The organism is Acinetobacter apis (genome assembly GCF_900197575.1).
Classification (GTDB): domain Bacteria; phylum Pseudomonadota; class Gammaproteobacteria; order Pseudomonadales; family Moraxellaceae; genus Acinetobacter; species Acinetobacter apis.
This window is the reverse complement of record NZ_FZLN01000001.1, coordinates 412041-433618: the sequence shown is the minus strand read 5'-3', so window position 1 is coordinate 433618 and position 21578 is coordinate 412041. Positions and strand designations below refer to the sequence as shown.

At 37.5% G+C, this 21578-nt stretch carries 18 protein-coding genes; 5 read left to right on the top strand and 13 right to left on the bottom strand.

From position 1 onward, the window contains the following. Positions 1-8 precede the first annotated feature (8 nt). The 3 genes from dnaX to CFY84_RS01925 form a co-directional block, all read right to left on the bottom strand. On the bottom strand, positions 9-1913 hold the full coding sequence (gene dnaX / locus CFY84_RS01935) for a DNA polymerase III subunit gamma/tau (protein ID WP_088822512.1): 1905 nt from the start codon (positions 1911-1913) through the stop codon (positions 9-11). A gap of 405 nt (positions 1914-2318) precedes the next feature. Next, positions 2319-2858 (bottom strand): GNAT family N-acetyltransferase, encoded by a 540-nt coding sequence (locus CFY84_RS01930; protein WP_088822511.1) that lies wholly within the window; start codon positions 2856-2858, stop codon positions 2319-2321. Continuing rightward, a complete protein-coding gene (locus tag CFY84_RS01925) occupies positions 2855-3487 on the bottom strand; it encodes a nucleotidyltransferase family protein (protein ID WP_088822510.1) in 633 nt (210 codons plus the stop codon). The genes CFY84_RS01930 and CFY84_RS01925 overlap by 4 nt, the downstream gene beginning before the upstream one ends. 409 nt (positions 3488-3896) lie before the next feature. Between CFY84_RS01925 and CFY84_RS01915 the strand changes: the two genes are divergently transcribed. Then, positions 3897-5222 (top strand): flavin monoamine oxidase family protein, encoded by a 1326-nt coding sequence (locus CFY84_RS01915; RefSeq protein ID WP_088822508.1) that lies wholly within the window; start codon positions 3897-3899, stop codon positions 5220-5222. 9 nt (positions 5223-5231) lie between these two features. Here the strand turns inward: CFY84_RS01915 and CFY84_RS01910 are convergent, their stop codons facing one another. The 5 genes from CFY84_RS01910 to CFY84_RS01890 all read right to left on the bottom strand — a co-directional run bounded on the left by CFY84_RS01910 (position 5232) and on the right by CFY84_RS01890 (position 9888). Then, positions 5232-5621, bottom strand: a complete 390-nt coding sequence (locus CFY84_RS01910; RefSeq protein WP_088822507.1) for a lysozyme inhibitor LprI family protein — start codon at positions 5619-5621, stop codon at positions 5232-5234. A 193-nt stretch (positions 5622-5814) separates the two neighbouring features. Then, positions 5815-6510 (bottom strand): NPP1 family protein, encoded by a 696-nt coding sequence (locus CFY84_RS01905; protein ID WP_088822506.1) that lies wholly within the window; start codon positions 6508-6510, stop codon positions 5815-5817. 400 nt (positions 6511-6910) lie between these two features. Further along, positions 6911-7603: an NPP1 family protein gene (locus CFY84_RS01900; protein ID WP_088822505.1), complete on the bottom strand. Its 693-nt coding sequence runs from the start codon at positions 7601-7603 to the stop codon at positions 6911-6913. A 470-nt stretch (positions 7604-8073) separates the two neighbouring features. Then, complete coding sequence (locus CFY84_RS01895) at positions 8074-8766, bottom strand: NPP1 family protein (RefSeq protein WP_088822504.1); 693 nt, start codon at positions 8764-8766, stop codon at positions 8074-8076. Between the two features lie 252 nt (positions 8767-9018). Continuing rightward, positions 9019-9888: a MaoC/PaaZ C-terminal domain-containing protein gene (locus CFY84_RS01890; protein ID WP_088822503.1), complete on the bottom strand. Its 870-nt coding sequence runs from the start codon at positions 9886-9888 to the stop codon at positions 9019-9021. A gap of 158 nt (positions 9889-10046) precedes the next feature. Between CFY84_RS01890 and CFY84_RS01885 the strand changes: the two genes are divergently transcribed. Next, on the top strand, positions 10047-11084 hold the full coding sequence (locus CFY84_RS01885) for an NAD(P)H-dependent flavin oxidoreductase (protein ID WP_088822502.1): 1038 nt from the start codon (positions 10047-10049) through the stop codon (positions 11082-11084). 53 nt (positions 11085-11137) lie between these two features. Here CFY84_RS01885 and sfnG read toward each other — a convergent pair whose 3' ends face one another. From sfnG to CFY84_RS01860, 5 genes are all read right to left on the bottom strand, one after another. Then, complete coding sequence (sfnG, locus tag CFY84_RS01880; protein ID WP_088822501.1) at positions 11138-12247, bottom strand: dimethylsulfone monooxygenase SfnG; 1110 nt, start codon at positions 12245-12247, stop codon at positions 11138-11140. Between the two features lie 34 nt (positions 12248-12281). Further along, entirely contained in the window at positions 12282-12998 is a 717-nt protein-coding gene (gene msuE / locus CFY84_RS01875) for an FMN reductase (RefSeq protein ID WP_088822500.1), read from the bottom strand. Between the two features lie 208 nt (positions 12999-13206). Next, positions 13207-14679 (bottom strand): MFS transporter, encoded by a 1473-nt coding sequence (locus CFY84_RS01870; RefSeq protein ID WP_088822499.1) that lies wholly within the window; start codon positions 14677-14679, stop codon positions 13207-13209. 157 nt (positions 14680-14836) lie between these two features. Further along, a complete protein-coding gene (locus CFY84_RS01865) occupies positions 14837-16198 on the bottom strand; it encodes an LLM class flavin-dependent oxidoreductase (protein WP_088822498.1) in 1362 nt (453 codons plus the stop codon). A gap of 47 nt (positions 16199-16245) precedes the next feature. Further along, complete coding sequence (locus CFY84_RS01860) at positions 16246-17550, bottom strand: acyl-CoA dehydrogenase family protein (protein ID WP_088822496.1); 1305 nt, start codon at positions 17548-17550, stop codon at positions 16246-16248. Positions 17551-17758: 208 nt separating this feature from the next. Here CFY84_RS01860 and CFY84_RS01855 point away from each other — a divergent pair, with 208 nt between their 5' ends. The 3 genes from CFY84_RS01855 to CFY84_RS01845 are packed head-to-tail and all read left to right on the top strand — an operon-like array spanning position 17759 to position 21574. Beyond that, complete coding sequence (locus tag CFY84_RS01855; protein ID WP_407640183.1) at positions 17759-18970, top strand: SfnB family sulfur acquisition oxidoreductase; 1212 nt, start codon at positions 17759-17761, stop codon at positions 18968-18970. Between the two features lie 10 nt (positions 18971-18980). Beyond that, positions 18981-20204, top strand: coding sequence for an SfnB family sulfur acquisition oxidoreductase (locus CFY84_RS01850; protein ID WP_088822495.1), 1224 nt, complete (start codon positions 18981-18983; stop codon positions 20202-20204). Next, a complete protein-coding gene (locus CFY84_RS01845; protein ID WP_088822493.1) occupies positions 20204-21574 on the top strand; it encodes an LLM class flavin-dependent oxidoreductase in 1371 nt (456 codons plus the stop codon). The genes CFY84_RS01850 and CFY84_RS01845 overlap by 1 nt, the downstream gene beginning before the upstream one ends. The last annotated feature ends 4 nt before the right edge of the window (positions 21575-21578 follow it).

Here is a 21578-nt window from a genome sequence, read left to right as displayed (position 1 = left end):
TAAATACACTAAGGTTTCAATTGGATATTGAGTAAAGTACCATCAAATTGTGTCACTAACTCTTTAACGAGTGTTTCCTCTTTCAGCATGGTTTCTGCACGTTGGTAAGCACGCGCTTTACGCTGACGTTGCAAGGTAAATGGTGTAATTTCATCGACTGCACCATACTGTACTTGAAACGCATTTTCTGGCCAACGCGCCAACAATGCTTGTTCAAGATTATGCTGTTGCTCTTCAAGCAGTTTTTCATAATCTTCAGGCACATGAAATACAGAACGGCCATTCATCTCACCACGCATGATACCGTATTGTGCCAATTCTTGGACAGCAGGTGAAAGCTCACTGGTACGGAACCAATACTCCCAAGATTCAACAGTCCATTCACCTGTTAAAGGCTGTTCAGGCAGCGTCAAAATCTGCTGTGGTGTAAGCACATCATCGTGTGTTTGTTGGACATGAAGCAAATCTGATTGTTCATGTACTGTGCTTGATTCAACTATAGTCTGTTCAACTGGTGTGGGATCTGCAACAGGTGCTTGCTGGTCATGCTCGATATCTAAGGAAAATGGAAAAATATCACGATCATGTTCAGTTGCTTCATAATGTATAGATTGTGATGGCACATCAACAGAAATCAAGGGATGCTCTACATCTGATTCAAAATGAATTACTGATGAATCTTCAGCTGCTACCAATGATGGCATTTGAGCTTGAGATGGCTCAGATGGCTCAGATGGCTCAGATGGCTCAGATGGCTCAGATGGCTCAGATGGCTCAGATGGCTCAGATGGCTCAGATGGCTCAGATGAAACAATACGCTCATTGGCTTGTAAAGGTCTAAACGCAAGCAGCCTTAAAATACACATTTCAAAGCCTTGCTCTTGCGTAACCGACCATGAAAGCTCTGCACGACCTTTACTGGCAATTTGATAATACAACTGAATATCTTCAGGTAAAAGCAACTGACGAAGCTGCTGAATCTTCTGATTGATTTCTTCACTATAAGGCAGTGCTAAATCAGGCAGATACTGCATCAATGCCAATTCATGCAAAGTAGAAATAACTTGATCAAGCACCAATGCAACATCTAAAGCTTGTTGTCTAAATTGTAATAACAAGGCTGCAACACGGCGCTGTTGATTCTGATGAATCGCTAAAATCAAATCATAAATAATTGAACGGTCAATTAAACCCAACATGTCTTTCACATCTTGGTAGTGAATTTGACCTTGACCATAAGCAATCGCTTGATCCGTTAACGACAATGAGTCACGAAGTGAACCTTGAGCAGCTTCAGCAATTTGCCACAAGGCTTGTGGCTCATAAGTCACTTGCTCTTGTTGAAGAATATCCGTTAAATGTGCGCTAATTTCAGATAAATCTAAAGGACGTAAAGTAAACTGTAAACACCGTGATACAACAGTAATCGGTAGCTTTTGTGGATCAGTTGTTGCAAACAAAAACTTCACATGTTCTGGCGGCTCTTCTAAAGTTTTTAACAAAGCATTAAAAGAGTGTGTCGACAGCATATGCACTTCATCAATTAAATATACTTTAAATCGACCTTGTGTGGGTGCATACGGTACATTGTCTAAAAGCTCGCGTGTATCTTCAACACGAGTTCGAGAAGCTGCATCAATTTCAATTAAGTCAATAAAGCGCCCTTCATTCACTGCTTTACAGGTATTACACACTTCACATGGTGTAGATGTTACCCCTGTTTCACAATTTAAGCACTTTGCCAAAATACGAGCAATTGTCGTTTTGCCCACCCCACGCGTACCCGTAAACAAATATGCATGATGCAAACGTCCACGCTCTAAAGCGCTGGTCAAGGCTCTAGACACATGGTTTTGACCGACAAGTTCTTTGAAATTACGTGGACGATATTTTCTCGCTAGCACTTGATACATATATGCTCCTCTCTGCACCGTTAAGCATACTGTTTTTTCGTGCAATAGTGAATGTATCTATCGTAGATAAGCGATGAGTTCTTTATAATTTGAAGGATGAATGATCAAATTAAAACAGCCTCACATCCTGTGAAGCTGCCTTATGAACATCGTTAGGTCATACTCCTGTTTGACCGCACATCCTGGTGTAAAGCTCATTCTCATTATTTTATGCTTGAGAACTTCCTGCTCTCTATGGTTTTAATATATTCAATTTATTGATATTTGAGTATCAGTCATGTCGAAAATTACTGTACGAGACATCGCACGAAAAATTAAAAATGTTACTTAACCAATCATTCAATAAATTTTTTGACTGTATTTCTTTATAACACAGCTTAAATGACACTTTAATGAAGTTACATTCTAAAGATTAAAATACATTGCAGTACGACTTGCACGCTCGAAACCAAAACTGACTTCTCGATCAATTTTATCTACTAAATATGCTGGCAATGGTGCTGGCATAACTTCAAAGCCAAGTTTTCTATAAAATGGAGCATTCCATGCAACATCAGTAAAGGTGGTTAATGTAATACGCTTAAACCCATCTTTTTGCGCAAGTGAAGTCATGTATTTAAATAATTGTTGACCAATGCCCTGCTGCTGTTTCGCTCGGTCCACATCAACCTCTAAAATATATAAATCTTCCTCATAACGCATTGCATAAATAAATCCAACGACTTGTTCATCAATTACTGCCACTGCAGAATAATCATTCACAATAAACTTTTGATGATATTCCACAGGTAATAAGTCTATTTCTGCAAGCCACGCTAAATGTGGAATAGCCAAAAAAGCTTGATTTGCTGACTGTTCAACGTTCATTAACTCATCTATATCGGAACATTTAGCAGCTCTAATAACAAGCTTCGTTGGCTCTTTGGTCTGTTTGTTTTGGTTCATGGAGATTCACTCATACTAATAATCATTTCATGATCACTTACAAACTGATTACTAGGATATGGCTCAACTTCTTGTAATTTCGGCCATCGCTGTAAAAAATGCTTTTGATTGATTCGTTGTTTAAATACTGTATGACTTACAAGTCTTGTGTTCCAACGTAATTTCAAGTTGATTAAATCATCTAACCCAAACGGTGCAATAACACCCAAATGATGATCATCAATCCAACGAACAGCAATCGCAGTTGCCGTTTCTGGCCACAATGACAAGGCATGTGACACAGAACCTAATGGCAAGATAGATTGTCCACTCTCTGTTTTATACCATGTATGAACTTGAGCCTGATTCACCACATCCCAAGTATATTGTGGCAATGCGTGTTTCAATATTGATTCAATATGCTGCTTTTGATGTTGTCCTGTTTCAAATTCATCATAGTAAATCACATCAATTTCAGTAAGTGGCTCGCAATGACCATGCAAATCAGACCACAGTACATTTCGAATCGCTCCTGCAGCCACATAACATGTTGGTTCTAATGTCGCACATAACTTCAATATGTCATATAACGCAGGATGTGCATAAATACTTGATTGTAAAATTTGCAATTGATCGGTTGCTTTCAACATTATATAATTTCGTTATCTAATATTATAAAAACATTTTATTGATTAATGACCACAAAGCAATTCTTAAATCATTAAAGAGACAAATAAATGAAATATTTAACTTTTTCCAACTTTTTTAAATTTTATACCTTATTATTTTCAGGCTTAGTTCTTTTTAATATTGGTGTTGTATTTTTTAATATTATTACGCATAATTTTAATGATTTATTTTCAAATGTTAAAAGCTTAGTTAAGTTCTCTATTTATTTATTATTAGGTTTAAATTATGAAGATATTATCAATTGGCTCGACCAAAGCATGAGTAAAAATTCAAACCTGTAAGTAAGATAAAGACGCTGTTCAAGATTAGATGGTCATAATTAAGCGAAAACAGATTATAATTACATCATCTTCCATCACATCACTTTTTATGAACACAGAAAATCAGCCGCTGCCGATTTATATTATAGGTGCAGGCATCGCAGGGATTTCATGCGCACAACAACTACAACAAGCAGGTCACTTGGTCAAAGTCATCGAGGCGCGTGACCGTATTGGTGGACGTATTTTTTCTAGCCCATTTAATACGCATACTTTTGATTTAGGTGCTTCATGGATTCATGGCATCGTAGACAATCCCATTTATGAAATTTGCAAGCAATTTAATATTCATACTGAAGTATTAAACTATGATCAATCTCAATATTTTCATCCGAATGGGCAAAAATTCTCAACCGAAGAAACACTCGAATTTGAACGTTATTATTTGACAGTTGCTGAATTGCTCACTAAAGATAAAAATCGCTCTGCTTTTGTCAGTTTACAACAGATTATTCATACCATTGACTATACAGATACGTTACTCAACAAAGACCAACTCAAACAATTATTACTCTCATTTTTTGAACGTGTTGCCAATGATCCTTTTGCAACCGACCTTGATCATTTAATTTCGAATTATCATGATTATGAAGGTTATTATGCGGGATCTGAGGTTGTTTTTCCAAATGGATATGGCCAAGTGGTCAATCAGTTGGGCAAAGATTTAGACATACAGTATCAGACTGCTATTCAGACGATACGCTATACCTCAGATGGTGTTGAGCTGATTGATCAGCATGGGCAGGTTTATTTAGGATCGCATGCAATTGTTGCTGTGCCACTTGGTGTGTTAAAGCAAAAACAAATTCATTTTCAACCATCGCTTGCAAGTGATTATTTAGAAGCAATTCAACAGATGGGTTTTGGATCATTTAATAAAGTATTCTTTGAGCTCGAACAGCCTTTGGCTTGCTTTGAGAATAAATCAAAAGATTTAATTATCAGTAGTTATTATTGGGTAGATGATCAAGTTTTTAACGTGTTAAATCTCTCAAAAATTTATCAACAACCAACGTATTTAATGTTGTTTGGTGGCAGTATGTCAGCGTGGATTGATCATGCTTCAGATCATGATGTATGGCAAATGATCACAAACAGTGTAAAACATCTTCATACCTTACCGATACAACCTAAGCAGCTAATCATTACACGTTGGGGCTCAGACCCGTGGAGCCATGGTTCGTTTAGCTTCCCTTCATTACAATATTCACATGCATTACATGATGTATTCAAACGCCCTATAGAAAATCGGCTGTTTTTTGCAGGTGAACACTGTCATCCACAATATGCAGGCACAGTCCACGGTGCATATCTCAGTGGCCGTCATACCGCTGAGGCACTCATGCATACCACAACATCACAAAGTGATATTTAGGCTACGTGCTTAACGATTACAAGTTACATCACCCTCTTCACAGGTCATCATTTTATTGAGTTCAGCAACACGTTGATCCGTTTTTTCAGTTAAACATCCTGAATATGCCATCGACTGAACTGAACCGCCCGTGCTTGGCAAAGCTGCTAATTTACAGTCATCATCTCTGTATTTAATCCATGAACGTTGAGCTTGTTTTAATGCATTTTTGTATTGAGCATCTTTGCTTTTTCCCATTAGGGATTGATATGCACTGTTTAATTTTTTGTCTGATTGCTTAAGGGCTTGACCTGCACACATATTCATATCTTGTTGAGTCATGGCTTTATTGCAATCCAACGCAAAGCTTGGCTTAATGGCTAAAAAAAACAATCCAAAAGCAATATAGAGTTTTTTCATTGTACTCATCCTTTTTTTCATATTCATACATATATGTTATTTAGGAATTTAATGTAGATATTTATTTTACCATGCATTAAATTGAGTTAATTTTTGCTCAATATCGCTTATTCATTCAAGTTATATTTATATATGAAAATGTAAAAAGCAGCTTGCAAACAAGCTACTTTTTACTGATTTGTAACGTTAATGGCTATTTATAATATGCTTTTTGGATATTACTCCAAAAACTACCCTCATTAAATGGAACGCGTGCTCGTCCAAAATCATAAGTATTTAATGTTTGACGTGCTGCAGGCGTTAAACCGACCCAACTGATTGCAGGCTGATAACCGCCTCGATAATTTGTTTTTGTTAACGAGTGGTTCATTGGGAATGGATTTCGTTGATAAGCCACTAAAGGATGTTTACCATCTAATGCAGGATTGGTATATGTATCATATTTACCATGTCCTGAATAAGACACTGCATTAATACGTGCATTATCACTACAGCTTGAAAGCCAAACTACAACATTTTCCCAATCATTACGATGCCCTTTGTTGGCAGGCCCATCTACATTTTGATCTTTAGGAAAATACCACGAATACATCACAGCACATTCGCCTCGATATGTGGCTTGATTCACATAGACTTGGCCTGGACTTGATGAGCAATGCCCATTCATTGCACCTTTATTTTTTAGTCCACCACTGACATTGCCATTACGGTCAACAGCAGGAAATGGAACACAACCATCAAATACTTTGAGTTGTGGTTGGAAGGTTTTAAAGTAACCCCGTGTCGAATCTGGAAATCCTGCAACTTGGTCATGTGGTATAACCGCAGCAAATGATGTTGAGATCATTGCCATACTTCCCCAAGCCATCAATTTTAAAATAAATTTCATTTTTACTCCCCATCTTTGTTAAAAAGGAGATCAATTAATACCACAGAATACTCATACATTTTTATTACAAAAAGGTCATATTATCTGTTTAAGTGAAAATATAAAGCATTAATCTGCTATATTTAATTGAATTTAATAGTGAATTTTCATTATATATTTTATTATAATATAGGCTGTTAAATAGTACATATTTTTATATAAAGGATAATTATATGGCTTATTTAACTAATAATGTGACAAAATAAGCAATTATAAGACAATTATTTTTAAGGCTTGACTTAAACATTTAAGTCTATTTTTTATATAAGTCACATCGAAATTCACAGTTAATCTTAAATATGACAATACATGAGCTAAAAAAAGTAGCTTGAATCCAAGCTACTTTTTTTCAATTTAATTATTATTTATAGTATGCTTTTTTAATATTATTCCAAAAATTACTTTCATTAAATGGCACATTAGCTTTGCCAAAATTATGTGTATTTAATGTTTGGCGTGCTGCAGGTGTTAAACCGACCCAACTGATTGCAGGTTGGTAACCCCCTTTGGTATTGGTACTGGTGACTGAATGGTTAAGTGGGAATGGGTTACGCTGATATGCCACCAATGGATGTTTACCATCTAAACCAGGCTTGGTTGAAACTTCATATTTACCATGTCCTGAATAAGACACCGCATTGATGCGTGCATTATCCGCGCAGCTCGATAACCACACTACCACATTTTCCCAATCGTGACGGTGTCCATTGTTGCCTGGACCATCCACGTTTTGGTCTTTTGGAAAGTACCAGGAATACATCACTGCACATTCACCTTGATAGGTCGCTTGATTGACATAGACTTGTCCTGGACTCGAAGAACAACGTCCATCCATTGCTCCTGTGTTGTCTAATCCCCCACTTACATTACCTGCGCTATCTACTGCAGGAAAAGGTACACAGCCATCAAACACTTTAAGTTGTGGTTGGAATGTTTTGAAATAGCCTCGTGTTGAGTCTGGAAAACCTGTAACTTGATTATGCGATATCACACCAGCAAATGCACTTGATGCAAAAAGAGCAAGTACTGCTGATTTAAGTGTAAATTTAATCATATTATTTTCCGAATAATTCAATAAAAGGAGATATATGAATAACTTAATCAACCTACATTTTTATTAAATATATAATATTAATTTGTGATCTTATGTTAATGACGAGCATATTAAATATATATTTATGATGTTATTATTATTTTATATTTATTTGGTTATATAAATAAAAACGATAAAAATCAAAATGATTAGTCATTTTATAAATAATCAGTACATACTCAGTTGATTTCAGGTGCTTATATAAAGTGTACTGTTAAGTCATATTATCTAAAGAAAAATGAAAGATTATATTTTTTATTAAGATTTAATTGAATCTCTAAATATCATACACAGCTCCAATTATTATTATCTATCCAATTTGCCATCATTTTGTTTTAATTATTACACCATGCATCGCCTGCCTTCTATCCCTCAAGCTAAATTCTATACATAGGGTAGCTTCTGTATCAGCTACCCTATGTATAGCTCATTTATTTATAATATGCTTTTTGAATATTATTCATGAAGTTACTTTGATTAAATGGCACATTGGCTTTACCAAAGTTGTAAGTATTTAATGTTTGGCGTGCTGCAGGCGTTAGACCTAGCCAACTAATTGCAGGTTGATACCCCCCTTTGGTATTGGTATTGGTGACTGAATGATTGAGCGGAAATGGATTGCGTTGATATGCCACCAATGGGTGTTTTCCATCTAAACCAGGTCTTGTTGAAATATCATATTTACCATGCCCTGAATAAGATACCGCATTGATACGTGCATTATCATCACAGCTAGACAGCCATACCACAACATTTTCCCAATCATTACGGTGTCCATTGTTTCCTGGACCATCTACATTCTGATCTTTAGGAAAGTACCATGAATACATGACTGCGCATTCACCGCGGTATGTCGCTTGATTCACATAGACTTGCCCTGGGCTTGAAGTACAACGCCCATTCATTGCGCCAGTATTATCGAGCCCTCCACTTACATTGCCTGCACTGTCTACCGCAGGATAAGGTACACAGCCATCAAACACTTTAAGTTGTGGTTGAAATGTTTTAAAATAGCCGCGTGTAGAATCTGGAAAGCCTGACACTCTATCATGTGATAAAACCCCAGCAAACGCACTCGATGCAAACAGCCCAAGTGCTATTGATGTAAATGTAAATTTCATCATATTTTTTTCCGATTAAGTCAACAAAAGAGGCTTATGAATAGCTTAGGTGACTTAAATTTATCTTAAATATATTATTTTAAAATATAATAGTAATAATTATTGTTTGATGTTTTACTGCATATAGTAATGATTATCAATTACTTAGCGACAATTAAAACTGTAGTGATTTATTTTAAATAAAATATTGAAATTTAGTATAAATTTTAAAAAAAGAATAAAATACAGATTGCAGTAGTATAACCCACGCTTTAATCAACTTAATGCTGACCACTGACCATCTGCATGTGTTACATGGTTTTGTGCATCTAATAATCTAAAGTGTGTCTGAGTCTTATTTTCATCAAATGCGGATTGCAACTGTACTGTGGTTGGTAAGTCAATTGGCTGTTTAAAAGTTATATCAATATGGTATTTTTCAGGGAGATTTAACTGTGCCATCACTTTGGCTTTCGACCACATCCCATGTGCAACGGCTTGATTAAAGCCAAATGCTTTCGCAGTAAGCGCATGCAAATGAATTAAATTAAAATCGCCTGATACCAATGCATAACGGCGGCCAATATTTTCAGGGATATGCCATGTGGTCTGTTGGTGTAAATTTAAATGAGACAAGGATGAAATTTCTTGATTAAAATATTGCTGCTCAGGCTGATATAAATAAGTACTTATCCCTTCCATAACCAATTGATTTTTAGCATGGACCTGAATAATAAAGTCAAATTCTACACCATGAGAATGTGGCTGTGTTGTACCAAATCGGCAAGACAATTGATATTGCTGATTGGCAGGTAAATAAGCATGCTGTTTCACCTGATTGCCAATATGCACCAATGACAACACTGTAAATGGAAAGTTCTCTTGCGTCATCATATGCATTTGTAAAGCTTGTGATAACACAGCAAAATAAATCGCAGGAATATTACCATCATTATCAAAGCCACATACTTTATTATAAGCCACCAAATGCTTTGCTCGGATATAAAAATCATCGACAACATATTCAACATGAGGTAAAACATCATCGGTTTTTTGCTTTACAAACGATTGAATAAAGCCTTCTTTTAAAATAGAAGGATATGTTAGATAAGGCTTAGGGATTCGACTAAAACGACGGATTTTCATAAGATAAAAAGGCTTGTATTATCATACTTGGCGTAGCATAACATACTGATTAAAAAACACGCGACAATTCGCACAATGTCTATGTAAGTAAACCATTTTACTACAATTTGAACAATATATGTTTTCTTATAGTTAAAAGATAAAATAGGATGCCTAAAATGAACAGCTTAATGAAAAAATTAAAGATTCAATATCCTATTTTTCTGTCACCAATGGCTGGGGTCAGTACGCCTGAACTTGCTGCAGCAGTTTCCAATGCAGGTGGGCTTGGCAGTTTAGGTTTAGCCGCTTGTGATCTCAACACAGCCAAAGAATACATTGTTCAAACCCAAAGACTTACTGATCAACCATTTCAAGTTAATTTCTTTTGTCACCAACCAATCACAGCAACACCTCATGATATCCAAAATTGGATAGATTACTTATCACCGCACTTTAGAAATCTCCAAATGCAACCTCCTGCCTCACTGAGTGCTGATTTTAAAAGTTTTTTATCAGACTCATCGTATTTAGATCTGGTTTTAGATGCAGGTTGTCAAATCGTTAGCTTTCATTTTGGACTTCCCACCCAAGAACAGATTACAACGCTCAAACAGCATGGCGTAATTTTAATGGCAACAGCAACGTGTTTAGCTGAAGCATTGTCTATTCAAAATGCAGGATTAGATATTATTATTGCGCAAGGGATAGAAGCAGGTGGACACCGCGGTTTATTTCAGCAAGACCAAGAAAGTGGTTTAAGTACCCATGCTTTATTATTGCAACTCAGAGCACATATTCATTTACCCATTGTTTGTGCTGGCGGTATTATGCATGGTCAGCAGGGCAAGCTGTTATTAGATGATGGAGCAAGTGCGATCCAATTGGGAACGGCTTTTATCCAATGCGCGCAATCTGCAGCTTCTGATCAATATCGCAATGCATTATTTCAGCAGCTAAAAACTGCCATTACAGCATGTATTTCCGGACGACCTGCACGGGCTATTATCAATGACTGGCATCATCTTGTTGATTGTAAGAACCGTCCATCATTACCAAGTTACCCTTATCCATATTCAATCGCAAAACAATTAAGTGCAATTGTACCAACCGAACATAATGATTTTTCTATTTTTTGGGCAGGCGCTAACGTACATCAAATTCGCGCGTTATCACCTGAAGCATTAATTCAAACACTCGTCAAAGAAATGCAATAAAAAACCACCTTAAAGGTGGCTTTTTATCTTATCTTTGTTACTAAAAAATCAAGTTAGACATCTGCAGGCGCAGGAGCATCTTTAATCTCTGCTGCTTGTTCAATCTCACGTACTCGTGGCAGAATATGCTGACCAAAATACTCAACTTCCTCAATAAAATGTAGAAAGCCTGACAAAATTAAATCTACACCTACATTTTTTAAAGCAACAATGCGCTCTGCGATTTGCTGTGGTGTGCCGATTAAATTGGTTTTGAAGCCATCATTATATTGTACTAAATCTTCAAATGAAGACTTAGCCCAATTGCCCTCTCCCTCTTTACTCGCAGCACCAGCTTCACGTGTAGCATCTCCAAAAGCATTCACGGCTTCAACATTGGCTTGGTCTATAATGTCTTGCAATACTGCTTTGGCTTCTTGCTCGGTGTCTCGGGCAATAATAAATGCATTCACACCAATTTTTACATGATGGTTGTTTTCTTTTGCTTTGGCACGAATATCATCAACTTGTTTTTTAATTTCTTCAACTGTATTGCCATTGGTAAAATACCAATCTGAAACACGAGATGCCATATCTCGAGCAGCACGTGAGCTACCACCTTGGAACACTTCAATGCTTGGCTTTTGAATCGGTTTTGGTTTCAAAGTATAGTCTTTAAACTGATAATACTTGCCATCAAAAGAAAAATGATCTTGGGTCCATATACCTTGAATACTGCGAATGAACTCTTCTGATCGAACATAACGTTCATCATGCTCAGGCCATTCTTCACCAATGGCATCAAACTCACCTTTGAACCAACCACTCACCACATTCACAGCAATACGACCTTCTGTTAAATAATCGATGGTTGCTAACTGTTTTGCAGCCAACGCTGGTTTCCATGGACCTGGTAAAATTGCAGCAATGACTTTCAGTTTGGTGGTTTTTGCCAATAAAGCATGGCTGAAACTTACAGATTCATGCTGATTTTCTGCGCCATAACCTGCAGTAAATCGAATTTGAGTAAGTGCATAATCAAAGCCATTTTTTTCAGCGGCTTGAGCTAAACGAACATTATAATCATAGCTCCAATCTGTGCGCTGCTCAATTTGGCTCACGACCAAGCCACCACTAACATTGGGTACCCAATATGCAAATTTCAACTCGGAACGTTGTGCCATATAGACCTCGATCATCAATTAATAAATTCTGCTTTTAAGCAACATGTGATTTCTTTTGTGGCTGTTCAGATGTTTCAGCATGTGGACGGTTTGGAGAGGGTAAAATATCAGCCTGTTCAATTTGTTTATTGATACCAAGATTGGCATTGGCTTGTTCAGACTTTTGTTTTGCCCACTCTGCGCGTAAACCTTGCGCTGGCACCCATTCAAGAATTGGTAATGCACGTTCAACAGCAAGATTAATGCGTTCTTTTAATTGCTCACTTTGAATCGTATATTCTGGGGTAAAGTCTTTATCAGTTGCATATACACCAATAGGTAATGTTTGCGCTTGGAAGAAGCTAAATAAAGGACGTAATTGATGTTCAAGAACCAAGGCATGGCGTTCACTGCCCCCCGAGGCAGCCAATAATACAGGTACATCAACTAGTGCTGTTTGTTCAACAAAGTCAAATAAGTGTTTGAATAACCCTGTGAATGATGCACGGTATACAGGTGTTCCAACAATTAATGCATCTGCTGCTTCAATTTTTGCCAAATCATCTTGTACTTGCTGTGGTAATTGATGGCGGTAAATTGCACCACCCAATAGTGGTCCAATTTCACTTAACTTAATAAAATGAACATGTATGTCAATCGCCTCAGCAAGCGCATCAAGAATATGTTGAATTACACTTTCAGTTTTTGATGGCGTGTTTAACCCACCTGATACAGCAACAATATTAAGTGGTTGGTTTTTTATATGTGACATGTTGATATCCAATTTAATGTATAGCGATTACTCTATTAAGGTTTAAATTAGTTAGCTTGTAAAATAAGAAATATGAGATTCTTTATCTATTTTTGCACTAATGAATTTTTATGATATGGATATTCACCAAGCATTATTTTTATTATGTATTGACTTGGTGAATATTATAAAGAAATTATTATTATATTTATAATTCTGATTATTTTTATTATAATGCAGTTTGATTATTTAACTTTACTTTATCTTCTAGATTATCTAGTTCAATAACAGAGTCAACATCTTGTTTGGTTGGTTCAAATTTTAAAATAAACCCAATAACAATGATTGGCACAAAAGCAAAGATGGCAATAATACTAAAAATATCAGTTTGATATTTATTCATCCATATAGGTAAAACAAATAATGAGATGGCTTGAGCAACCCCAGTCACAGCACGGTTAAATCCAACCCCAATACCGCGAATTTCAGCAGGATAAGCCATGGTTGGATAAACCATCATCTGTGCACCAGGACCAAACCCTTCTGCAAATAACCATAATCCAAGCATACCAATTGCAACATATAACAAAATAGAAGAGCCACTCGGATCGCCAATGAAGCCCAATGCAATTAATGCTAAGAATTGCAATACAAAGCCAATCACAAGTACCGAACGTGAGGTTAAACGGCTCGCCAAATACACCCCTAATAAACCACCGGTAAAGGCAAATGCTAAGTTTAACCCGAGTGTGGTGGTGATGGTCGTCAGCGTCGTGGTATGAAAAAAACGAGTTAAAATAGAAGGTAAAAAGAATGCAATTGTAGTGTATTGAAATGCTACTGAAATATGAATCACAACAGCCACAATCGTTCGTGATAAATAGGTTTTATTAAAAAGTACGAAGAAGCTTTGTTTTTCTTTCATTTTTTTAGAGACAACTTGGTTTTTAGAAACCACAGCTTGAATATCATATGAATTTTTTAAGATATCCGCCGCTTCCTGTAAACGTCCTTGATTGGCAAGCCAAATTGGCGATTCAGTTAAATATTTCCCACGAATAAAAATAATGAGTAAAGCAGGTACTGCCCCAAAAATTAAAGATAAACGCCAAAGCCAATTGCTATATTCTGGTGGTAATAAAAAATATAACCCTAATACAACCCCAAAACACACCGTTGATGCTGCATACCACATTGGGCACCATGCGGCTAAACGTGCAGCTTTATTTCCTTTTCCATTAAATTTTGAAAATTCAGACAAATAAGACATCGCAACAGGTAAATCTACCCCGACACTAATCCCCATAATAAACCGTGCAACAATCAGTACCCAAACGTTTGGTGCTAAACCTGCAACAATGGCAGCGATTACAAATAACACCATATCTGCCATAAAGACCCGATAGCGTCCAATTTTATCGGTTAGGTATCCACCAATTAAATTACCAACAATGGTTCCACAGACAATTGCGGATGCCACCACCCCAGTCATCACTGGTGTTAAAGAGAATTCAGCAATGACTTGCTCAATCCCGAATGACAATGTAGTTAAGTCATATGCATCAATAAATACGCCAATCAAAGCCAGCCAAATTACTTTATTTGATTTTCCCTGTCCTGCATATTTGGAAATAAGCTGGCTAATATCCTCAGCACTTTTTATTTCATGCGTTTCACGATGAAGTTTCGCCTGTTTAGACATTATAATTTCTCTTTATTCAATAGAATAAAATATAGACCTCTTGATTATATTTTTGAAATAAGTTTATATTATTTGTAAATACAGATATATTATTAAGTGTTCTTTGTAAATAAAAAAAGCAGTATATTAAATACTGCTTTTTTTATTTTAATTATATTTATATTTTATATTGGTATCCGCGATGAGATGATTTTAAATGATCTCCCTGTTCAAATAGTTTTTCACGTAAAGTTCCCGTTCTATATTCAGTCTGATAGACACCGCGCTTTTGTAGCTCAGGTACAATCCATGTCACAACATCTTCAAAAGTTTGATGGGCTAAAATATAAGCCAAGTTAAAACCATCAATATCGGTATCTTCAATCCAAGATTGCAATGTATCTGCCACAGTGGTTGCCGAACCAACAAACACTGGGCCGTTGCCACCTACGCTGTTCCACCGTGCAATTTCTTCAACTGTCCAAACACGGTTTGGATCGGCATTGACATAAGAATCTAATAAAGACTGAATGGCATTGGTTTGAATATATTCTACTTTGTCAGTCGATTGGTATTGGGAAAAATCTACCCCTGACCAACCAGAAATTAAAGTTAAAGCACCATCATAACTACCATAGCTTTGATATTCTTCAAATTTCTTTTGTGCCTTTTCATCTGTCTCATCTGTCACGATAGAAACCAAGGCATATATTTTCACGTCGGTAGGCAAGCGCCCTGCCTCAACCAATTTTTGTCGAATACCTTGGACTATTTTTTTAGTGGCTGCTTTCGATGGAGCTGCAATAAATACACATTCTGCATTTTGGCTCGCAAAGGTTTGCCCACGTGATGATGCTCCTGCTTGGTACAATACAGGTGTACGTTGCGGTGATGGTTCAGATAAATGAATACCAGGTACTGAGAAATATTCACCTTCATGTGCTATGGGATGCACTTTTTTAGGGTCTGCAAATACACCAGTCGCTTTATCACGTTTAACGGCATCGCTCTCCCATGAACCTTCCCACAGCTTATATAACACTTCAAGATATTCATCTGCGATGTTATAACGCTCATCATGGTTTAGCTGTGTTTTTAAACCAATATTTTTAGAACCGCTTTCTAAATATGATGTGACAATATTCCAACCTACACGACCTTTGGTTAAATGATCTAATGTGCTGATTCGCCGTGCAAATGGATATGGGTGCTCAAACGAAATTGATGTGGTTAAACCAAATCCTAAATGTTTGGTTACTGCTGCCATGGCAGGAATAATTTGTAATGGATCATTAACAGGCACTTGTACAGCACCGTAGACAGCTTCATTGACATTGCCATAATATACATCATAAACGCCTAATACATCTGCAATAAATACGCCATCAAATTTTCCACGTTCTAGGATTTTGGCAAGATCAGTCCAATATTCAATATCTTTATATTCTGTTGAGCGATCTTGTGGATGGCGCCATAATCCTGGAGATTGATGGGCAATACAATTCATTTCAAATGCATTAAAACTGATTCTCTTCGTCATACTCTGCAACCACATTCTTTCTAATGGAACATCTTTTCAAGTTTTACTTAGCTGGCTTTATTCAATGCAGTGACTTCACCAATACGCCATTGATATGGCGGTAATGTGCCATTGACACTAAAGTCACCAACAATACGGTCTTTGTAAATGCGTGGATTATGTGATGCAAGGGTACGGATATTACGCCAATAGCGGTCTAATCCAATTCCCTTATCTGTTGCAGATGCACCTAATGCATCAAAAGCAATGGTTGAAGCATGAAGCAATAAATCTGTAATGATAATTTGTGCTTGTGCCGTTTCAAGCTCCACAATTGCATTTTGCTCTGCTTCTGCTTGTAAATCATCATCTAGTCCAGCTAAGAACGTCCGTTGTAAAGCGGCTGCACTTTTCTCAACAATAACGCCTGAGGTATATGTTGCGCTGCGCACTTTACCCACGACTTGTAAAATTTGCGCATCATCACGGATATGCGCAGCATTGGCATGGCTATAATTTCGAGTTCTTTTATGTACCGCATCTGAAAGTTGATGTGTTAATGCCCGACCAAGCCCAACAATAATCGCAAGTTGTACCAACTGATAATAAGCTGCACCATATTTAAAACGTACATGGTCTGGCAATACATCATCTGCATCCACAGCTGCAGCGGTAAAAATAGCTGTACCACTTGCTGTTAATTGCTGACCAAAGCCATTCCAATCATCGATCACCTCAACACCTTCAGCATGCCGATGCACTAACACCGATGCAGACTCACCATTTAAATCAGTGATACCCACTTCAATCCAATCTGCATATAAGCTACCTGTGGTATAAAATTTCTTTCCTGTCAGCTTCAAATGACCTTGTTCGTCTTTATAAATATGAGTTTGAAATTGACCTTGTGCTTCTTTCCCCCCTTCAGACCAGCCACTGCCAATGGTTTCACCTTGAGATAAACGGGTGAGCCATTTCTTTTGATGCTCAGCATTACGCGACAGCAATAAATCTTCACTAAAACCAAAATGCACGCGTAAGATTTGTGGCAAATTCGAATCTGCTTCTGCAAGTTCAACCAACAACGCAAATAACTCAGGAATAGTGGCATCAAACCCCTGGTAGGCCGTTGGCAGTCTTAAACGAGTAAAACCAACATCTTTCAACCACTGAATTTGCTCATGCGGCAAAATATGATGTTGTTCACGGTGTAGAGTACCTTGCTTAATTTTTTGAAATGTAGGTCTAAAATGTGCAGCCAATTCTTCATAACGTGAAGATGGCGGTTGCCCCCAAAGCTGTCCGATCAGCGAATGTTGTGCTGTATTAACATATAAATTATCAAAGATAAAATCGTTTTCTGAACTACTCATTCTAAATGCTCTAGTAATTTGGATCTTTTTTTAAACTAGAACATTTATTAAAAAATAAAATCATTTTTTTAAGATAAGTAAATCCATATATCTGCTATTCATTTGATCAAGCGGTTTAGCAAGAATTCTCTTTTTTATATAAGTTTTCCCATTATTTTTATTTCTTATTTATTCATAACTCGATTAGTTTATATATAAAAATGAGGTAATGATGATGACACAAGGAACTAATTCACAGCATTATAAAGCGATCAAAAGTGATAATGATGCAATTAATGTGGCATATCATGTTGCAGATTTGGCTTTAGAAGAACGTAATCAGCGCGATCAACAGCGAATTTTACCGACCGAGGTAATTCAGCAGCTTGCCAAAAAAGGCTTAACAACAGTACGTATTCCTCATGAATATGGCGGTGCGCATGTATCGCATCTCACTTTGACACGTATTTTTCGCATTTTGTCGAAAGCAGATGCCAACGTTGGACAAATTCCACAAAATCAATTTGCAATTTTACAAATTATTGAACTAATTGGTTCAAAAGAACAAAAGCAGTTTGTTTATCAAGAAATTTTAAATGGAAAATTTTTAGCCAACGGCGGCCCTGAAAAGAATGCACCTAATGTTAAAACATTAAGCACCCAACTGACCATAACAGATGATGGCCATTTTATTAGTGGTAAAAAATTTTACTCCACAGGCAGTTCATTTGCAGACTGGCTCGCAATCAAAGCCCTACATCCTGAAGGCCATGTCGTCTTGGTTTTGGTAGAACGTCAAGCTCAAGGCGTTGAGGTAATTAATGACTGGAATGGTTTTGGCCAACGGACCACATCAAGCGGTACAGTGACTTTAAATCATGTCAAAATTGATCCATTCCTTATTTTTGATGAGCGCATTTTAACAGAACAGCTCAACTTTAGAGGTGCATATTCTCAAATCATGCAAGCAGCAATTGATGTGGGGATTGCAGAAGGTGCATATCAGGACTTGGTGAGTACCGTTAAAAAAGCCCGTCCTATTGTTGATGCCAATGTCGAGCATGCCTCCCAAGAACCCTATCTATTGCAAGAAGTCGGTCGTTTAGATGTGACCTTACAAGCCAGTATTTTATTGCTTAATGAAGCAGCAGAGGTATTAGATACGCTTGAACAGCAATCTCACCTTACAGAAGCTGATCTTGCCAAAGCCTCTATTGCTGTGGCTGAGGCAAAAATTTATGCCCACCATGCTGCATTAAATGTCTCAGAAAAGCTCATTGAGCTCGGTGGTAGTCGTTCATCACTAGCAAAATATAATTTGGACCAACACTGGCGAAATGCCCGAGTACATACTTTACATGACCCTGTACGCTGGAAATATTATGCATTGGGTAACTACTATTTAAATCAAAAATTTCCTGCACGTCATGCTTGGATTTAGGTGAATAACAATGACGTCATATCAAAAAACTTTAAATTTTCCTGCGCAACCGACTCAAACAGCGCATCTGATTCGCTCTGATGAAGAAGCATTAAGCATTGCCAAAACACTCAGTGCTAAATTCAAAGCCTCAGCAGTTGAACGCGACCAACAACGCATCTTGCCTTTTCAAGAAATTGAAGAGTTTAGTCAATCAGGATTATGGGGAATTACTGTCCCGAAAGCCTATGGCGGTGCTGAAGTATCAAGCTGGACTGTGGCACAAGTTATAGCCTTATTTAGTGGTGCAGATGGTTCGATTGGACAAATTCCTCAAAACCATTTTTATGCCATCGAAGTCATTCGTAATACAGGTACAGAAGCACAAAAAAAACGGCTCTACCAAGAAGTATTGCAAGGCAGTCGTTTCGGCAATGCATTGGCAGAATTTAAGTCACAAAATGCCACACAGAAAAACAGCTATTTGACACCCCATGGTGATGGTTATCTATTACAAGGTGAAAAATTCTATTGTACAGGCAGTTTGTTTGCCCATCGCATTCCAACCTTAGTGAAGGATGAACAAGAGCACGAGTTCTTAGCATTTGTAAAAAAAGATGCCAAAGGCTTAACTTTAATTGATGACTGGAGTGGCTTTGGTCAACGTGTTACGGGCAGCGGGACAGTTAAACTCGATCAGGTTTATGTTGATGCTGACGATTTAATTCCATTTAGTGATGTATTTACTTCCCCAACATTGGTTGGACCCTATGCACAACTGCTGCATGCTTCAATTGAAGTCGGGATTGCACGCGCTGCTTTTGAAGATACATTACATTATGTCCGTCAAGCACGACCATGGATTGAAGCTGATGTTAGTTCTGCAACAGAAGACCCGCTCACTTTGTATGAGTTAGGGCATGTTGCTGTCGATGTTAAAGCCTCGGAACTGTTACTCAAACATGCTGCACAATTTATTGACCAAATTAAAGCACATGTAGATGCAGAAAATATTGCAGAAGCTTCAATTCATGTGGCACGTGTCCGAGCACACAGTACTGAAACAGCATTAAAAGCATCGTCTAAACTGATAGAGTTGGCAGGCAGTAGAGGCAGTCAAAGTCATGATGGTCTCGATTTATATTGGCGTAATACCCGTGTCCATACCTTACATGATGCAGCACGTTGGAAATATTATTTCATTGGCAATTATCGTTTAAATCAAATTTTGCCCCCTCGCCGAGGCACACTGTAATGGCCAAAGAGATCTTACTCAATGCATTTGACATGAATAGCGTTGGACATATTAACCATGGTTTATGGACGCATCCTCGTGATCAATCTAGTCAATTTGACAGCTTAGGCTATTGGACCAACTTGGCTCAAACTTTAGAAAAAGGTTTATTCGATGGATTATTCATTGCAGACATTGTCGGTGTGTATGACGTCTATCAAGGCAACTTAGACGTCACCTTAAAAGAATCTGTACAACTGCCAAGCCATGACCCTACCACCCTTGTGTCCGCTATGGCCGCAGTCACCACACATTTGGGATTTGGGATCACTGTCAATTTAAGTTATGAACACCCATATACGTTGGCACGGCGTTTTGCCAGCTTAGATCATCTTAGCCAAGGCCGTGTCGGTTGGAACATTGTGACAGGCTATTTAGACAGTGCTGAACGCTTATTTGGCCGCGATGCTTTGGCTGAACATGACTTACGTTATGAGCAAGCAGATGAGTTTTTAAGCTTATGCTACAAATATTGGCAACACTCTTGGGAAGATCATGCTGTTCTCAAAGACAAAACAGCTCGTGTGTTTGCAGATCCAAATAAAGTCCACGCCATACAACATCATGGACGTTTTTTTCATAGTGAAGGTGTGTTTCAAGTTGCGCCATCACCACAACGTACACCAGTGCTGTTTCAAGCAGGTGCATCACCTGCAGGAACTCAATTTGCAACTACACATGCAGAATGTATTTTTATTGGCGGTGATCAAATTGATAAAATTAAAAACAATGTCATGCGTATTCGTCAGGCAGCACAACAACAAGGTCGCGATGAGCAAGAGATTAAAATCTTTGTCGGTATTACGGTGGTCACAGATGAAACTGAACTGCAAGCACATGAAAAACTCAATGAATATAAACATTATGCCAGTCCTGAAGCAGGTTTAGCGCATTACTCAAGCTCAGTTGGTATTGATCTGTCACAGTATGGCGAACATGACACCATTCAATATCAAAAAACCAATAGCATTGTGTCCATCAATGAAAAATTTAAAGAACAAGCCATTACACCACACCATTTAAAACAGCAACATGAATTAGGTGGTCGTTACCCTTTATTTGTAGGTAGTGGTGCACATGTTGCAGAACAACTGATTCATCTGTTTGATGCCACAGGCATTGATGGCTTTAATTTAACCCGAACGGTCTCTCCTGAGTCGCATGAAGACTTTATTCGTTGGGTAATTCCTGAATTACAACAGCGTGGACGCTATAAAACCCAATACCAAGATGGCACATTACGCCACAAATTATTTCAACAAGGCAATCATTTACCTGCAGATCATCCTGCAATGAAGCCCACTTTTGCCCAAAAAACAAATGAATATTGAAGGT

Excerpts from the sequence above, each read along its gene's own strand:
- CFY84_RS01930 (WP_088822511.1), bottom strand. The coding sequence starts at position 2,858 with ATGAACCAAAACAAACAGACCAAAGAGCCAACGAAGCTTGTTATTAGA.
- CFY84_RS01910 (WP_088822507.1), bottom strand. The coding sequence starts at position 5,621 with ATGAAAAAACTCTATATTGCTTTTGGATTGTTTTTTTTAGCCATTAAG.
- sfnG (WP_088822501.1), bottom strand. The coding sequence starts at position 12,247 with ATGGCACAACGTTCCGAGTTGAAATTTGCATATTGGGTACCCAATGTT.
- CFY84_RS01915 (WP_088822508.1), top strand. The coding sequence starts at position 3,897 with ATGAACACAGAAAATCAGCCGCTGCCGATTTATATTATAGGTGCAGGC.
- CFY84_RS01925 (WP_088822510.1), bottom strand. The coding sequence starts at position 3,487 with ATGTTGAAAGCAACCGATCAATTGCAAATTTTACAATCAAGTATTTAT.
- CFY84_RS01845 (WP_088822493.1), top strand. The coding sequence starts at position 20,204 with ATGGCCAAAGAGATCTTACTCAATGCATTTGACATGAATAGCGTTGGA.
- CFY84_RS01900 (WP_088822505.1), bottom strand. The coding sequence starts at position 7,603 with ATGATTAAATTTACACTTAAATCAGCAGTACTTGCTCTTTTTGCATCA.
- msuE (WP_088822500.1), bottom strand. The coding sequence starts at position 12,998 with ATGTCACATATAAAAAACCAACCACTTAATATTGTTGCTGTATCAGGT.
- CFY84_RS01890 (WP_088822503.1), bottom strand. The coding sequence starts at position 9,888 with ATGAAAATCCGTCGTTTTAGTCGAATCCCTAAGCCTTATCTAACATAT.
- CFY84_RS01895 (WP_088822504.1), bottom strand. The coding sequence starts at position 8,766 with ATGATGAAATTTACATTTACATCAATAGCACTTGGGCTGTTTGCATCG.
- CFY84_RS01905 (WP_088822506.1), bottom strand. The coding sequence starts at position 6,510 with ATGAAATTTATTTTAAAATTGATGGCTTGGGGAAGTATGGCAATGATC.
- CFY84_RS01885 (WP_088822502.1), top strand. The coding sequence starts at position 10,047 with ATGAACAGCTTAATGAAAAAATTAAAGATTCAATATCCTATTTTTCTG.
- CFY84_RS01850 (WP_088822495.1), top strand. The coding sequence starts at position 18,981 with ATGACGTCATATCAAAAAACTTTAAATTTTCCTGCGCAACCGACTCAA.
- CFY84_RS01860 (WP_088822496.1), bottom strand. The coding sequence starts at position 17,550 with ATGAGTAGTTCAGAAAACGATTTTATCTTTGATAATTTATATGTTAAT.
- CFY84_RS01865 (WP_088822498.1), bottom strand. The coding sequence starts at position 16,198 with ATGACGAAGAGAATCAGTTTTAATGCATTTGAAATGAATTGTATTGCC.
- dnaX (WP_088822512.1), bottom strand. The coding sequence starts at position 1,913 with ATGTATCAAGTGCTAGCGAGAAAATATCGTCCACGTAATTTCAAAGAA.
- CFY84_RS01870 (WP_088822499.1), bottom strand. The coding sequence starts at position 14,679 with ATGTCTAAACAGGCGAAACTTCATCGTGAAACGCATGAAATAAAAAGT.
- CFY84_RS01855 (WP_407640183.1), top strand. The coding sequence starts at position 17,759 with ATGATGATGACACAAGGAACTAATTCACAGCATTATAAAGCGATCAAA.